This is a genomic window from Miniphocaeibacter massiliensis (assembly GCF_900232905.1).
Classification (GTDB): domain Bacteria; phylum Bacillota; class Clostridia; order Tissierellales; family Peptoniphilaceae; genus Miniphocaeibacter; species Miniphocaeibacter massiliensis.
This window is the reverse complement of the sequence record NZ_OCTQ01000004.1, coordinates 1-13877: the sequence shown is the minus strand read 5'-3', so window position 1 is coordinate 13877 and position 13877 is coordinate 1. Positions and strand designations below refer to the sequence as shown.

Below are 13877 nucleotides of genomic sequence, written 5' to 3'. Positions count from 1 at the left end.
GGATAATATGAGATTGTATAGATATTTATATAATAATATTGTAGAAATTGGAATAGAAGTAGGCAATAAAATACAGAAAATAAGCAAATATAATAATATTGTAGACTTGTTAGAAGACGGCTTTAATAATAGTGGAAAAATTAAAGGTATAATTTCACAAGATTTTAGAAATAAAAAAGATATAAAAATACTTTCTCCTATAGAAAAGCCTATACACGATATTATTTGTGTTGGGAAAAATTACGTAGATCATATTTCAGAACTCGGTGGAGATACAACAGAAGAATTTGTGCCTAATTATTTTGGGAAAAGAGCTAGTATAATAAAAGGGCATAAAGAAGAAATAAAGGGAATATATGAAATAGACAATCAAGTCGATTATGAAGTTGAATTGGCAGCTATAATCTCTAAAAATTGTAAAAATATAGAAAGAAAAAATGCTAAAGATTATATTTTTGGATTATCAATTTTTAATGACGTATCCTCTAGATATTTGCAAAATCATCATAAACAGTGGTATAGAGGTAAAAGTGTTGATGAGTATAGTATATTAGGCCCTTGTATAGTTACTGTTGATGAGTTTGAATTTCCATTAAAGTTGGAACTAAAATCTTTTGTAAATAAAGAAATGAGGCAATTCTCAAATACATCTAAAATGATAATATCAATAGAAGAAATTATTGAAGATTTAAGTAAAACTATGACTTTAGAACTAGGAGATATTATAGCAACAGGAACTCCTTCAGGAGTAGGTAAAGGATTTAATCCTCCTAGGTATATTAACAAGGGAGATATTGTTGAGCTTGAAATAGAAAATATAGGAAAATTAGAAAATAAATTCATATAAAAAACTCATCTAGTATTATTTTAGACGAGTTTTTTCTTTGCATTTAGGGCAAAGTCCTCTAAACTCTAATGAGTGACTAACTATATTGTAACCTGTTTTTAATTCTAGTTTATGTTCTAAGTCGTGTATAGGACAATCTTCTAGAGGTAAGACTTCATGACAATTTGTACAAATTAAATGGTGTATATGTTCCTGTTTATTATATCTATAGTAAGTTTCTCCGTTAATTTCTGTGACTTTTAGTATTAAGTTGTTTTCAACTAAAATTTTTAAATTCCTATATATTGTTGATAAATTTACGTTTTGAAGCTTACTTATAATTTCAAATAGTTCTTCAGCAGTTATAGAAACATTTAATTTTAATAATTCCTCCAGAATGGCTATTCTAATTTTTGTTATTTTTAAATTATTATCTTGTAAAAGTTTTTCCATAAAGCACTACCTTTCGTTGACAATAATTATAGTTTATTTTATAATATAATGCAAATGCAAATCATATGCATTAGGAGGTTATTTTGAAAAAAATCATTAGTGTTTTAATGGTATGTATGATTTTATTAACATCTTGTACTTCTAAAAATGTTAATAAAGAAAAAGGTGGCAAACCCACAATATATACAAGTATTTATCCAATATATTATGTTACTTCAAATATAGTGGGAGATAAAATAAATGTAGAAAATATAATACCAAATGATATAGATGCTCATAGTTGGGAGCCTACACCTAAAGATATGGCTAAATTAGAAGATGCAAGTTTAATTTTAATAAACGGAATTGGAATGGAAAGCTGGGTAGATTCAGTTGTTAATACTATAGGAAGTAGAGAAATACATGAAGTAAATGAAGGTATAGAGTTAATAAAATTAACAGAACACGATCACGATAAAGATTTGCGTGAATCTCATAATCATGGAGATTTTGATCCACATATTTGGCTTAGTATTAAAAATATGAAAATAATTTCAAAAAATGTTTATAAAAAGGTAGTAGATTTAGATAAAGATAATGAAAAATACTACTTAGAAAATTTTAATGAGTTAGTTATTAAATTGGAAAATTTAGAGAAAGACTATGAAAATAAACTTTCCAGAATTAAAGATAAGTCTATAGTAGTTCCTCATGAAGCATTTAATTATTTGGGAAGAGATTATGAGATAAATCAAATAGCTATAGAAGGGATAAACTCTACAGATGAACCAGATTTAGGGAAAATGGCAGAAATTGTAAACGAAGCTAAAGAAAATAAAATTAACACGATATTTTATGAATATGGAGATTCAGACAAAATTGCTAAAACGATAGCTGGTGAAATTAATGGGCAAGTTTTACCGTTGTGTACATTAGAAAAAATAACAAATGAGCAAGAAAAAAATAATGATGATTATATTAGTATAATGTATAAGAATCTAGAAAATTTGGAGAAATCTTTTGAGAGATAAACTAGAAAAAGTAATAGAAATAAAAGATTTAAGCTTTGGATATGACAAATTTCTTATTAATAAGGCTAATTTAGAAATATATAAAGGAGACTTCTTAGGCATAATAGGTGCTAATGGTTCAGGTAAATCAACTTTATTAAAGCTAATATTAGGGGAATTAAAACCGAAGTCTGGAAGTGTAAAAATAAATAATATTGCAGTATGTTCAAAATCGGACTTAAGAGAAATAGGGTATGTTAAACAGTTAAATATGGAAAATCAAATAGCGTTTCCTATTACTCCTTTAGAGATAGTTAAATTAAATTTGTATGATGAAATGAAAATATTTAAAATACCAAGATCTGAACACAAAAATAAGGCATTGAATGCACTAGCATCAGTAAGGTTATCAGACAGATATAATTACAATTTTAATACTATGAGTGGAGGAGAAAAACAAAGAGTTTTAATAGCGAAAGCTTTGGTAAACAATCCTGATATATTAATATTTGACGAGCCTACTGCTGGGGTAGATTATGATAGTAAAGAGGTATTATTTAATATTTTACAGCATTTAAATAAAAATCATAATATAACAATAGTTGTTGTAACACATGAACTAGAGTTTTCAAAAAAATATTTTAATAGAATAATTGAAATAGAGAATGAGGAACTTAATGAATTGGAGGAGGTTAATTATGAACATCTTTCAATATAATTTTATGGTTAAAGCATTAGTTGTAGGTTTAATAATAGCCATAATAATACCCGCAATAGGAACAATAGTCGTAAATAAAAGAAATTCTATGGTAGGAGATGCCCTTTCACATACTTCTTTAACTGGTATTAGTTTGGGATTAATTATTGGTATTAACCCAATTATAGGTGCAATAATAGTTTGTATATTTGCAGCTTTTTTTATGGAGTTTTTAAGAACGAAATTTCCAAGGGGGACAGACTTATCTACTGCTGTAATTATGAGTTTTGGAATAGGACTTGCAGCAGTTTTATCAGATTTTATTCCAGGATCTGCAAATTTAGAATCTTTTTTATTTGGAAGTATAGTTGCTATTTCTAACACAGAAATGATTTTAGTTATAGTAGTAGCTATAATAGTAATTACATGTTATTTACTAATGTATGAAGGATTAATTTATATTACATTTGACGAATCAAGTGCAAGATTATCCGGTGTTCCAGTAAAAAAAATAAATTTTATATTTACTCTTTTAACAGCCCTAACTATTGCGATAGGTTCAAGAGTTGTAGGAACATTAATGATATCTTCTCTAATGATATTACCTGTAGCATTAGCTATTAGGTTGGCAAAATCATTTAATCAAACGGTTTTAATTTCCGTTATTCTAGGTGTTTTATATGTAGTAACAGGGATACTAATATCGTTTTATTTAAACATAAAACCTGGAGGAGCTATTGTTTTAATAGGTGTAATAGCTTTGGTATTAGACATTATAATAAAATTAATAATAAAAAAATAAGCGTACATTAAGTACGCTTATTTTTAGTTTGATGCATAGTTGTCGAAATATCCTTGGATTAATACTATAGGAGTACCCTTATCTCCTGAACCGCTTATTAAATCACTTAAAGAACCTAGTAAGTCAGTTAATTGTCTAGGAGTTGTACCTAGTGAAGATTTATCTCCAACTAAATTATCGCTTTTCTTATTAATTCTATCTTTTATTGCTTCTGATGCTTCGGCTTCATTTAAACCTTTTAAATCTGCATCAGCAATATATTTTATTTTAATTTCATTTGGTGTACCTTCTAGGGCTGAAGTATATCCTGGGGAAACAACAGGATCGGCTAATTCCCATATTTTTCCAACTGGATCTTTAAAAGCACCATCACCATAAATCATTACTTGGATATTTTTATTATATTTTTTCTTTAAAATTTCTTGAAATCCATCAACAAATTTTTGAGAATCTCTAGGGAATAATTTTATAGAATTATCAGTTGAAAGATTTGAACCATAAAGTCCATATTGAGAATTATATCCACTGCCATCAATTGACTCTGTCATAATATCAGCAAGGCTATAAACTGTTTTCGCTCCTAAACGTTTAAATAAATCTTTAAGATAGTCTCTTTCGTGTATATTTGCTACTAAAATTTCATCAGTATAATTTAATATATCATTAGGATTATTAGTTAAAAATATTTCTATGTTGTCATTTATAGCAAAATCTTTGTATAACTTAACATAATCTACACCTGTAAAGTGGTGAGTAGCTCCTTCACCAACTAAGTCACGGTATTCTTTCTCTGATAAAGTGTCTTTGTAAATGTTTATATCTTTTCCGATAAGTAAAGACTTATCAAACAAAGAGTTTCCAACCTCATCAGAAGGATAACTTAAAAATACTTTTATCTTTTTTTCTGTATTTGCTATTGCTTTCATTATTATAGAGAATCTATTTCTACTAGTAATAGGGAAAACAACGCCTATTGTTTCATTATATTTAGAGTTTAGATCTTTAGTAATTTTATCAATGTCTACGTAATTACCCTGTGCTCTTGCTAACAAAGACTCTGTAATAGCTAGAACATCCATATCGTTTAAGCTAATATTGTCATTTTTTACGACATCATCCAATATTTTTTCGATAATTTCATATAGATTATCGCCTTCTTTTATTATTGGAGCTCTTAAACCTCTTGCAGTTGTTCCTATGTTTCTAGTCATAAATCCTCCTAATTATTTAATTATTTGATTTTCTGTGATTACAATATCAACAGGAATATCATAAACTTCTATTGGCAATTCGTCAACTATTTGGAAATCATAAGCTAAAGCAATTTTTAAGGGAGATTTTTTCAAACTTGCAAAAAATCTGTCATAAAATCCGCCTCCATAGCCCATTCGGTATTTGTTTTTTGTAAAAGCTACTCCAGGCGTAATTACTAAATCTATAATATTGTTATCAACCGATTTCCTTAAAAAATTTTTAGGTTCGGGGATATTGTAATATCCTGGTTCCAAATCGCTTTTTAAGTCTTTTATTAGTGATAGTTTCATTAAGTTATTTTTTTTATCGATATAGGGAACATATAAATTTTTACGATTTTGTAATAAAAATTCCATTATTGGAAAAGTATTTATTTCAGAGCCGAAATTGACATAACAGAAAATGTTTTCATAATTTTCTAAAATATTTTGTTCCATTAAGTTATTTAAAATCAAATTATCTAATTTTTCTTTACAATCAATATCTAATAAATCCCTATTATTAATTATTTTTTTACGTAGAATTTTTTTCTCCAATATTCCACCTCCTACATCATAATTATACAGCTAAATGAAGGAAAAATCAGCTTTTATATTTTTGAATTACAAGAGTATTACAAAAAATTAATTTTTTGTAACCTTTTTGTAACTATATGTAATAAAACTATCAATCATGTGTTATAATATAAATTGACTGTAGAGGTGATGTATTGGTAGAGTTTAAAGAAATTAGCAAAAGCTACAAAAAAGGATACTTAGCTTTAGATAATGTTGATTTAAAAATTGACCAAGGAGAATTCGTGTTTGTAATAGGCGAAAGTGGTGCTGGTAAATCGACACTTATAAAGCTTATATTAAAGGAAGAAAATCCTGATTCAGGTAAGATATATTTATTTGATGAAGATATTACTAAAGTTAGAAATAGAAAAATTCCGATAATAAGAAAACAAATAGGTGTTGTATTTCAAGATTTTAGACTATTAGAAAATAAAACTGTATATGGAAATTTACAGTATGTGATGCAAAATTTAGGATATTCAAGAAAATATATAAAACAAGAAATACCTAAGTTGCTAAAGAGTGTAAAATTAGTTGGAAAAGAAAAGTCTTATCCTCATCAGTTATCTGGTGGAGAACAGCAAAGAGTAAGTATTGCAAGAGCATTAATCGTGAAACCTAAAATTATAATAGCAGATGAACCAACAGGGAATTTAGATCCTAAGACTTCAAGGGAAATAGCTGACTTACTAGTTGAAATAAATAAAGATGGTACAACAGTCATTATGATAACACATGAAAATGATATAGTTAATGATTTGTGCAAGAGAGTTATTCGTTTAGATAGAGGAAAAATAGTAAGAGATGAAGTAGGTGGCAAATATGAAGAAAATTAGAGTATTTTTTGCCACATTGGGCGAAGGATTTAAAAGCTTGTGGAAACATAGAGGTATGGGGTTTGCATCTGTAATCTCTATTATGTTGGCTTTAATTATTTTAGGAGTTATATTAGTTTCTAGTTTAACTTTAAATCAATATATAATGGATTTAGAGACTAAGGTTGATGAAATAGTAATATATATGAAGAAGGATAGTACAGAAGAACAGAAAAATGCTTTGGAAAGTACATTAAATCAAAATTCATATATAAAATCTGTGAAGTTTAAATCTAAAGAAGAAGCTCTTGAAGAATACAAAAAAACTTTGAAAGATGATCAAGCGTATCTATTTGAAGGAATGGAAAAGGCATTGCCAAATTCTTTTGTAATAACACTTAGTGATATATCAAAAGCCGATGAATTTGTAGTTGAAGCTAAGAATTATGAAGGTGTAGACAACATAAACTATTATAAAGATACAGTAGAGCGTGTACTAAAAATATCTAAATACGTTCAATTAGGTGGAGCAGCTGCTGTAGTAGCGTTAGTAGTAATATCAATTTTAATTATATCTAATACTATAAAATTGACAGTTGTTGCAAGGAAAAGAGAAATACAAATTAAGAAGTATATAGGAACAACAAATCCTGTAATAATAGGACCATTTATATTTGAAGGTATGATATTTGGACTTATAGGATCTGGGTTGTCTTTTTTGGCAATATATTTTGGATATGACTTTTTATTCAAAAAATTTGCAGGAGTTTTTGAAGAAATTGTAGCAGGGTATTTGATACCAATGGAACTTATGTATGTGAATATATTGATAATATTTTTGACTTTAGGAATAGGAATTGGTATAATAGGTTCATTGTTATCAATAAGGAAGTACTTGAAAGTATAAGGGAGGATTGAAACATTGAGTTTTAGCAAAAAGAAAATGGTAGCTTTATTATTGCTATCTTCAGTTAGTTTGACGACTGTATCATATGCAGACACAATAACTGAATTAGAAAATAAAAAGTCTACTAAGGAAAGCTCAGTCAACGAGTTAAAAACATCTATAGATGAATTAGAATCTAAAAAGAACACTTTATATGGTGAAGTAGATGGCATTAACTCAGAGATATCTGCAATCGAATCGCAAATAAGTGATTTAAAAGCACAAATATCTGGTTTAGAGAGCCAAATTGCAGAGACTGAAGCTGAAATTGCTTCTTTAGAAGCGGATATTGCAGAAAATCAAAAAGAATTTGAAGAAAGAGCAAGCGTTATGTACCAAAATAGCCAAGTTGGTTACTTGGATATAGTATTTTCATCATCAGACGTTGATGACTTGCTTTCAAAAGTATCTACTATGAAATTCTTAACTGAACATGATAAAGATGTTATTAACAGTTTGAAGAATGATAAAATAGAATTAGATGCAAAAAAAGACGAATTAGATGGTCAAAAACTAGCGTTAGAAATAGCTAAGGGAAATCTAGATTCTAAAAATTCTGAGCTACAAAGCGCAAAAGCTAGTAAATATGAATTGATAAATGATGCAATTAAGAAACAAGATTTAACACAAGAGGAAATAAATAAATTAGAATCAGAAATAAAAGGGTTAGATGGAAATATTTCTAAGGAAAAATCAGCAGCAGAAGCTAAGAAAGCTGAAGAAAAAAGAGCGGCTGAGAGAAAAGCTACAGAGTCAAAACAAAAGTCTCAAAGTAGTAATTCTGGAAGTAGTTCAAAAAATAAAGGAAATGGTTCAAGTAGTAGCTCAAATGTTAATAAAGAATCATCACCTTCAGTATCTAATGACTTAGGAAGTGGAACTTTAGGTTGGCCAGTACCTTCCACAAGAAGAGTATCTAGTGGATATGGTTATAGAATTCATCCTATAAGTGGAAAATCATCATTCCATATGGGAATTGATGTTCCAGCACCTTTAGGAACGCCAATAGTTGCAGCTGAAAGCGGTACTGTAATATCAGCTTCTTATAGTGGAAGTTACGGAAACTTGATGAAAGTTCAACATGACAATGGTATAGTTACATACTATGCACATCTTTCAGGTTTCAGAGCATCAGTAGGACAAAGAGTTAGTAAAGGCCAAACGATAGCTTCAATGGGTTCAACTGGTAATTCAACTGGTTCACATTTACACTTTGAAGTAAGAGTTAATGGTTCTCATACAAACCCATTAAATTATGTAAGATAGTAAATAATGAAAACAGACTTTATAGTCTGTTTTTTTTATGCTAAAATTAATGTATTATATTTTTGTAAAAACAACGGAGGATATTTTGTTAAGTGAATTGTTGGAGTTAAAAAAAGGAGATATCCTTTCAGTTGTGGGAAGTGGTGGAAAGACAACCACTATTCATAAATTGGCAAAAGAATTGAACGGAAATAAAGTATTGCTTACTACTAGTGCTAAAATAGGGATAAATGAAATAGAAGATGTAATACAGGTAGAAAAATTTAGTGAACTAAGAAAAATGAAAATAGAAAATAATAATTATTTGTCTGGAAGTACTGTAGAACAAGAAAAATTTACAGGTATAATAGAAGAAGATATTTTAAAAATAAAAGATAAATTTGATTTTATTATAATTGAAGCGGACGGATCTAAAAGAATGCCACTAAAAGGATGGAGAAAAAAAGAGCCTATTATATTAGAAAGTTCAAACAAAACATTAGGAATCATACCTTTTAACTTATATGGTTGTAAATTAGATGAAATAGAAATTTTTAACAGAAAAATTTTCATGGAGATTGTAGGAATAGGTAAAAAGACATTTGATACTGAAAGTATATTAAAGATTATTAATGCAAAAAATGGTATATTTAAAGGTTCAGCTAAAGAAAAATATATTTTACTTAATAAATGTGATAAAGAAGAAAATAAATTATTAGCGAGGAAAGTTATATTAGAATTAAAAAATAAATGTTATGAAAAAATTAATTTTATTTATGGTAGCTCGATAACAGGAGAGTACTATGGCTATTAGTTGTATAATTTTAGCTTCTGGGGAATCTAAAAGAATGGGGAAAAACAAACTATTATTGGAATTAAATGGTAAAATGATATTTGAATATATTTTTGATACAATAAAAAATATTCAATTTGAAGAAGTAATAGTAGTTACAAGATTTAAAGAAATAGAAGACTACTCTAAAAGATTAGGATATAAGATTCTATATAATAAAAATTATTCAAAAGGACAATCTAGTTCAATAAAAATTGGAGTAAATAATACTAATAAAAAAAATGATTATATTTTTTTTGTGGCAGACCAACCCATGATTAGTTTAGAAACGATAAAAAAATTATTAGATGCGTATAAAAAATATGAAAATCAAATAATAATTCCTGTATATGATGGAATTAAAGGGAATCCTGTTATATTTCCAAATTATTTCAGAGAAGATTTATTAAAATTAACAGGAGATAGTGGAGGAAGAAAAATAATAAAAGAAAATACTCATGTAATAAAAAAAATCGACATAAATAATGATGAGAATATTGATATAGATACATTAGAAGATTATGAAAGCATTAGGAGAAAATATGGAAGGTGAAATTGTAATAGTAAGAGGTGGAGGAGATATTGCAACTGGTACAATTCAAAGATTACATAGAAGCGGTTTCAGAGTACTAGTACTAGAAATAGAAAAACCTACAACTATAAGAAGAACTGTTGCTGTTTCAACTGCACTATATAATAAAGAATACAAAATAGAGGATTTTAAGGCAGTAAAATGCGAAAATGAATTGGATATATTTTTAACGTGGGAAAAAGATAATGTCCCTGTAGTTGTTGATCCAAAAGGTGATTATATAGATATATTTAAACCAAATTATTTAGTAGATGCCATATTGGCTAAAAAGAATATAGGATTTACAAAATTGGAGGCTATAGGGAAAATAGCATTAGGACCTGGATTTATAGCAGGAAAAGATGCTGATATAGTAATTGAAACTAACAGAGGACATAATTTAGGAAGGCTTGTATTTGAAGGTGAAGCTGAAGAGAACACAGGTATTCCAGGAATTATAGGAGGATATACAACAGAAAGAGTAATTTATTCTGAAAGTAGTGGAGAAATAGAGCATATAAAAAAATTGGGAGATATTGTCGAACAAGGAGAAGTTATTGCAAAAATAGGAGATATGGATGTAATAGCAAAAATATCTGGCGTATTAAGAGGATTAATAAATGAAGGGTTTGAAGTATATAAAGGCTTAAAGATAGCTGATATAGATCCTAGAATAAAAGAGAAGGACAATTGTTTTACTATATCAGATAAAGCTAGAGCAATAGGCGGCAGTGTACTAGAAGCGATATTAATATTAAAAAATGCTAAAAATATATAGGAGGATTAATGGAAGCTACAGTATTATCTAAAATAGGAAAAGTTGCCGAGCAAGGAGAAAAAGCGGCTTTAATAATCTTGGAGTCCAATTGTGGTTCAGTTCCAGGTAAAGAGGGATCTATAATGGGAGTATTTGAAGATGGGAGCACTATTGGGACTGTTGGAGGTGGTGCTATAGAATATGATCTTATAAAAAGAAGCTTAGAAGCTATGAAAAAAAATGAGAATTTTAAATTTGATTATTCTTTAACGGAAAAAGGAGAATTGAAAATGGCTTGTGGTGGTCAAGCTTCAGGATTTGTAAAAATTTTTGTACCAAAAAATAAACTAATTATATTTGGTGGTGGACACTGTTCGCAAAAATTAGCGAAATTTGCAGTTAATTGTAATTTTGCAGTATATGTAGTCGACGATAGAGAAGAATTTAAAAATAATTCAGATTTTGATGGTATAGTTGAATATTTGGTAGGAACTCCAAAAGAAGTCGTTCAAAATCTTTCGTTTAATGCTGATACGACATATATTGTAATGGCAACTAGAGGACACCTTCATGATTTAGATGCGGCAAGAGTTACAATAGATAAAGAATATAAATATATGGGAATGCTAGGAAGTAAGAAAAAAGCAATAGAAGTAAAAGAACAGTTATTAAAAGAAGGATATAGTTTAGAAAAAATTAATAATATACATTTGCCAATAGGATTAGATATTTCGGATGGATCTGTTGAAGAAATAGGAATTTCAATATTATCTGAAATATTGAAAGTGAAAAATAATTTGAAAGGTGAATTTAGAAAAATAGAAATAAAAAACAAAGCTACTTAGCTTTGTTTTTTATTATAACATTTGAAATTATAGGTATTAAGATTAATTGTATTATAATTCCTGGCAAACCGGTTATTATTGAACCATATATCCAAAAGACAGGAGATATTTTAGATAAACCTAAAATATAAAATAAAATGAAGGCTATTAAAGCACCGACAATTCTACCTGAAATCATTGAAACTAACAAAGAAATTAAAACATTGTTAGTTTTTCTAAATACGAGTCCAGAGATAATTCCGTAGGTCAATAATTCAAAAATCATTATGTAAAGCATAGGAATAGGAGGCATACCTAAAATAAAATGATTTAAAAGAGGTAACATTAATCCTATACAAGCTCCATACATAGGTCCTATTATAATTCCTGATAGAAATACAGGTATATGCATAGGTAAAACTACCGTACCCAAAGGACCTAAAGTATGTGTTAAAGAAGGTAAAATAATTCCCAGAGATAGTAATAAAGCGGAATACACTAAATTTTTTGTTTTCATAAGCACCTCCTTAAAATTGTAATTTAATTGAATTTACTATAAAAATTATAACATATCAAATATGAGATTTGAGAAAAATGTCAAATGTGTTACAATTTTTCTATACCTTGGAGGAATTATGAAAAATAATATAGCAAAATCTTCGTTTATTATACTTGTAATTAGTTTGTTATCTAAGCTTATGGGGATAATAAGGCAGTCAATAATAAATTTTTTCTATGGACAAACAGAAGTAACGGATGCTTATAATATTGCATACAGGACAGCTTTATTAAGTACGTTTGTCATCAATACGACAATTAATTTAGTGTTAATACCTATAATGTCAAAAGTAAAAGAAAAAGAAGGAATAAAAAACAAAGATAAGTATTTTAGTAAAATTTTAAATTATGTAGTAATAATAGATATATTGTTAACTATATTAGTTATAATTTTTGCGCCAATACTTGTTAAAATAAGAGCGGTAGGATTTACAGGAGAGCAATTCGATTTAACAGTAAGAATGGTTAGGATAATAGCACCATCAGTTGTGTTTTTAGGAGTTGTATCTTGTGTAGGGGCTTACTTGCACTCTAATTATTCATTTGGACCTTTTGCAGCAGTAGGGATAATAAATAATTTAGCATTTTTCATATTTTTGTACATATTTGGAGAAAATTCAAGTATTGAACTTGTAGCTTGGATAACGACTATAGGTGCTATATTACAAGCGATATTTTTAATATTATTTATGTTTAAATACAAATTTAAATATTCAATAGAGTTAAATTACAAAGATAATCATATAAAAGAAACTTTTATACTTTTAATTCCTATGATAATGAATGAAATGATAGCACAAATATCCATAATATTTAATGATACAATAGGTTCAACATTAAAAGCTGGAAGAATATCGGTATTAAATACATCATATAATCTATTTGGATCAATATTAAATTTGTTTGTAGCAACGATAGCTACGGTAGTATATCCAACATTATCAGAAGCATTCAACTCAAAGGACTTTGAACTTATAAAAAAATATATAAAAAACGGAATAAATACAATGCTTTTATTTTTAGTGCCAGCAACTATAGGGATAATAGTATTATCTGAACCGATAGTTATACTATTGTTTGAAAGAGGAGAATTTACTAGAGAAAACACAGTATTAACGCAAACAGCATTAATCTGTTATGCAATAGGTATGGTTGCAAATGGAATAAAAATATATTTAAATAAAGTTTACTTCAGCTTTCAAGATACAATAACACCGTTTAAAAATCAAATAATAACAGTTGTTTTACATATAGCATTTGCGTTGATTCTAGTAAAACAATTTGAATATAAAGGATTAGCGTTAGCTAGTAGTTTATCAGCGATAATAACTTGCTTAATATTGATACTTAGATTAAAAAACAAAATTAAAGATATAGGATTTAAAGATTTGGCAATCACATTTATAAAAGTACTAATAGCATCATTGTTAATGGGAATAGTAGTATTTATCACCTATACTGGTAGCATTAAAGTTTTAGGGGAAGGAACTATAAAATTAATATTAAGTACATTTTTATCAATAGGATTAGGTATGTTAATTTATATATTAGCCATATATAGATTAAAGATAGAAGAAGTAAATACTGTTATAGAAAAAATAAGAAAAAGATAAAAAATAAGAAGAAAAAAGATATTGACAAGAGAATAAAAAGTTGATAATATAAAGAGGCACTTAAGAAAGTGCCTTTTTAATTGCTTAAAACAAGTAGATAAAAAGGTAAGAAAAAAAGTTGACAAGAAACTTTAGAGT

Annotated in this window: 16 protein-coding genes; 12 read left to right on the top strand and 4 right to left on the bottom strand. The window is 27.8% G+C overall.

What is annotated here, in order from left to right; all coding sequences use genetic code 11:
- The first annotated feature begins 7 nt into the window (after window positions 1-7).
- Complete coding sequence (locus tag CS899_RS07925) at window positions 8-847, top strand: fumarylacetoacetate hydrolase family protein (RefSeq protein WP_100065654.1); 840 nt, start codon at window positions 8-10, stop codon at window positions 845-847.
- Between the two features lie 15 nt (window positions 848-862).
- On the opposite strand, the gene CS899_RS07920 is transcribed toward CS899_RS07925, so the two are convergent.
- Window positions 863-1279: a Fur family transcriptional regulator gene (locus CS899_RS07920; RefSeq protein ID WP_100065653.1), complete on the bottom strand. Its 417-nt coding sequence runs from the start codon at window positions 1277-1279 to the stop codon at window positions 863-865.
- 83 nt (window positions 1280-1362) lie between these two features.
- On the opposite strand from CS899_RS07920, the gene CS899_RS07915 reads away from it, so the two are divergent.
- From CS899_RS07915 to CS899_RS07905, 3 genes are read left to right on the top strand one after another with little or no spacing between them, the layout of a single operon-like run.
- Window positions 1363-2289: a metal ABC transporter solute-binding protein, Zn/Mn family gene (locus tag CS899_RS07915; protein WP_100065652.1), complete on the top strand. Its 927-nt coding sequence runs from the start codon at window positions 1363-1365 to the stop codon at window positions 2287-2289.
- Window positions 2279-2986: a metal ABC transporter ATP-binding protein gene (locus tag CS899_RS07910; RefSeq protein WP_100065651.1), complete on the top strand. Its 708-nt coding sequence runs from the start codon at window positions 2279-2281 to the stop codon at window positions 2984-2986. The genes CS899_RS07915 and CS899_RS07910 overlap by 11 nt, the downstream gene beginning before the upstream one ends.
- Window positions 2967-3767 (top strand): metal ABC transporter permease, encoded by an 801-nt coding sequence (locus CS899_RS07905; protein WP_100065650.1) that lies wholly within the window; start codon window positions 2967-2969, stop codon window positions 3765-3767. Before CS899_RS07910 ends, CS899_RS07905 begins: the two co-directional genes overlap by 20 nt.
- Window positions 3768-3790: 23 nt before the next feature.
- Here CS899_RS07905 and CS899_RS07900 read toward each other — a convergent pair whose 3' ends face one another.
- Together CS899_RS07900 and CS899_RS07895 are read right to left on the bottom strand one after the other, a co-directional pair.
- Window positions 3791-4978 (bottom strand): coenzyme F420-0:L-glutamate ligase, encoded by a 1188-nt coding sequence (locus CS899_RS07900; protein ID WP_100065649.1) that lies wholly within the window; start codon window positions 4976-4978, stop codon window positions 3791-3793.
- Between the two features lie 12 nt (window positions 4979-4990).
- A complete protein-coding gene (locus CS899_RS07895) occupies window positions 4991-5557 on the bottom strand; it encodes a 5-formyltetrahydrofolate cyclo-ligase (protein WP_164995896.1) in 567 nt (188 codons plus the stop codon).
- A gap of 173 nt (window positions 5558-5730) precedes the next feature.
- Here CS899_RS07895 and ftsE point away from each other — a divergent pair, with 173 nt between their 5' ends.
- From ftsE to CS899_RS07860, 7 genes are all read left to right on the top strand, one after another.
- Window positions 5731-6414: a cell division ATP-binding protein FtsE gene (gene ftsE / locus CS899_RS07890; RefSeq protein ID WP_100065647.1), complete on the top strand. Its 684-nt coding sequence runs from the start codon at window positions 5731-5733 to the stop codon at window positions 6412-6414.
- Window positions 6401-7300 carry a permease-like cell division protein FtsX gene (ftsX, locus tag CS899_RS07885; RefSeq protein WP_100065646.1) on the top strand — a complete coding sequence of 300 codons (900 nt, stop codon included), beginning with the start codon at window positions 6401-6403 and terminating at the stop codon, window positions 7298-7300. The genes ftsE and ftsX overlap by 14 nt, the downstream gene beginning before the upstream one ends.
- Before the next feature lie 15 nt (window positions 7301-7315).
- Window positions 7316-8605 carry a murein hydrolase activator EnvC family protein gene (locus CS899_RS07880; protein ID WP_100065645.1) on the top strand — a complete coding sequence of 430 codons (1290 nt, stop codon included), beginning with the start codon at window positions 7316-7318 and terminating at the stop codon, window positions 8603-8605.
- Between the two features lie 85 nt (window positions 8606-8690).
- A complete protein-coding gene (yqeC, locus tag CS899_RS07875) occupies window positions 8691-9398 on the top strand; it encodes a selenium cofactor biosynthesis protein YqeC (RefSeq protein WP_164995895.1) in 708 nt (235 codons plus the stop codon).
- Window positions 9388-9969, top strand: a complete 582-nt coding sequence (gene mocA / locus CS899_RS07870; RefSeq protein ID WP_100065643.1) for a molybdenum cofactor cytidylyltransferase — start codon at window positions 9388-9390, stop codon at window positions 9967-9969. Before yqeC ends, mocA begins: the two co-directional genes overlap by 11 nt.
- Window positions 9959-10765: a selenium-dependent molybdenum cofactor biosynthesis protein YqeB gene (gene yqeB / locus CS899_RS07865; protein WP_100065642.1), complete on the top strand. Its 807-nt coding sequence runs from the start codon at window positions 9959-9961 to the stop codon at window positions 10763-10765. The genes mocA and yqeB overlap by 11 nt, the downstream gene beginning before the upstream one ends.
- An 8-nt stretch (window positions 10766-10773) precedes the next feature.
- Window positions 10774-11589, top strand: coding sequence for an XdhC family protein (locus CS899_RS07860; protein WP_100065641.1), 816 nt, complete (start codon window positions 10774-10776; stop codon window positions 11587-11589).
- On the opposite strand, the gene CS899_RS07855 is transcribed toward CS899_RS07860, so the two are convergent.
- Window positions 11582-12085 carry an ECF transporter S component gene (locus CS899_RS07855; protein WP_100065640.1) on the bottom strand — a complete coding sequence of 168 codons (504 nt, stop codon included), beginning with the start codon at window positions 12083-12085 and terminating at the stop codon, window positions 11582-11584. The two genes, CS899_RS07860 and CS899_RS07855, sit on opposite strands and share 8 nt — an antisense overlap.
- Window positions 12086-12203: 118 nt before the next feature.
- On the opposite strand from CS899_RS07855, the gene murJ reads away from it, so the two are divergent.
- Window positions 12204-13739, top strand: coding sequence for a murein biosynthesis integral membrane protein MurJ (murJ, locus tag CS899_RS07850; RefSeq protein ID WP_164995894.1), 1536 nt, complete (start codon window positions 12204-12206; stop codon window positions 13737-13739).
- Window positions 13740-13877: the final 138 nt, after the last annotated feature.

Coding starts and splice junctions, on each gene's coding strand:
- murJ (WP_164995894.1), top strand. CDS start 12,204: ATGAAAAATAATATAGCAAAATCTTCGTTTATTATACTTGTAATTAGT.
- mocA (WP_100065643.1), top strand. CDS start 9,388: ATGGCTATTAGTTGTATAATTTTAGCTTCTGGGGAATCTAAAAGAATG.
- CS899_RS07900 (WP_100065649.1), bottom strand. CDS start 4,978: ATGACTAGAAACATAGGAACAACTGCAAGAGGTTTAAGAGCTCCAATA.
- CS899_RS07860 (WP_100065641.1), top strand. CDS start 10,774: ATGGAAGCTACAGTATTATCTAAAATAGGAAAAGTTGCCGAGCAAGGA.
- CS899_RS07905 (WP_100065650.1), top strand. CDS start 2,967: ATGAACATCTTTCAATATAATTTTATGGTTAAAGCATTAGTTGTAGGT.
- ftsX (WP_100065646.1), top strand. CDS start 6,401: ATGAAGAAAATTAGAGTATTTTTTGCCACATTGGGCGAAGGATTTAAA.
- CS899_RS07925 (WP_100065654.1), top strand. CDS start 8: ATGAGATTGTATAGATATTTATATAATAATATTGTAGAAATTGGAATA.
- CS899_RS07920 (WP_100065653.1), bottom strand. CDS start 1,279: ATGGAAAAACTTTTACAAGATAATAATTTAAAAATAACAAAAATTAGA.
- yqeB (WP_100065642.1), top strand. CDS start 9,959: ATGGAAGGTGAAATTGTAATAGTAAGAGGTGGAGGAGATATTGCAACT.
- CS899_RS07855 (WP_100065640.1), bottom strand. CDS start 12,085: ATGAAAACAAAAAATTTAGTGTATTCCGCTTTATTACTATCTCTGGGA.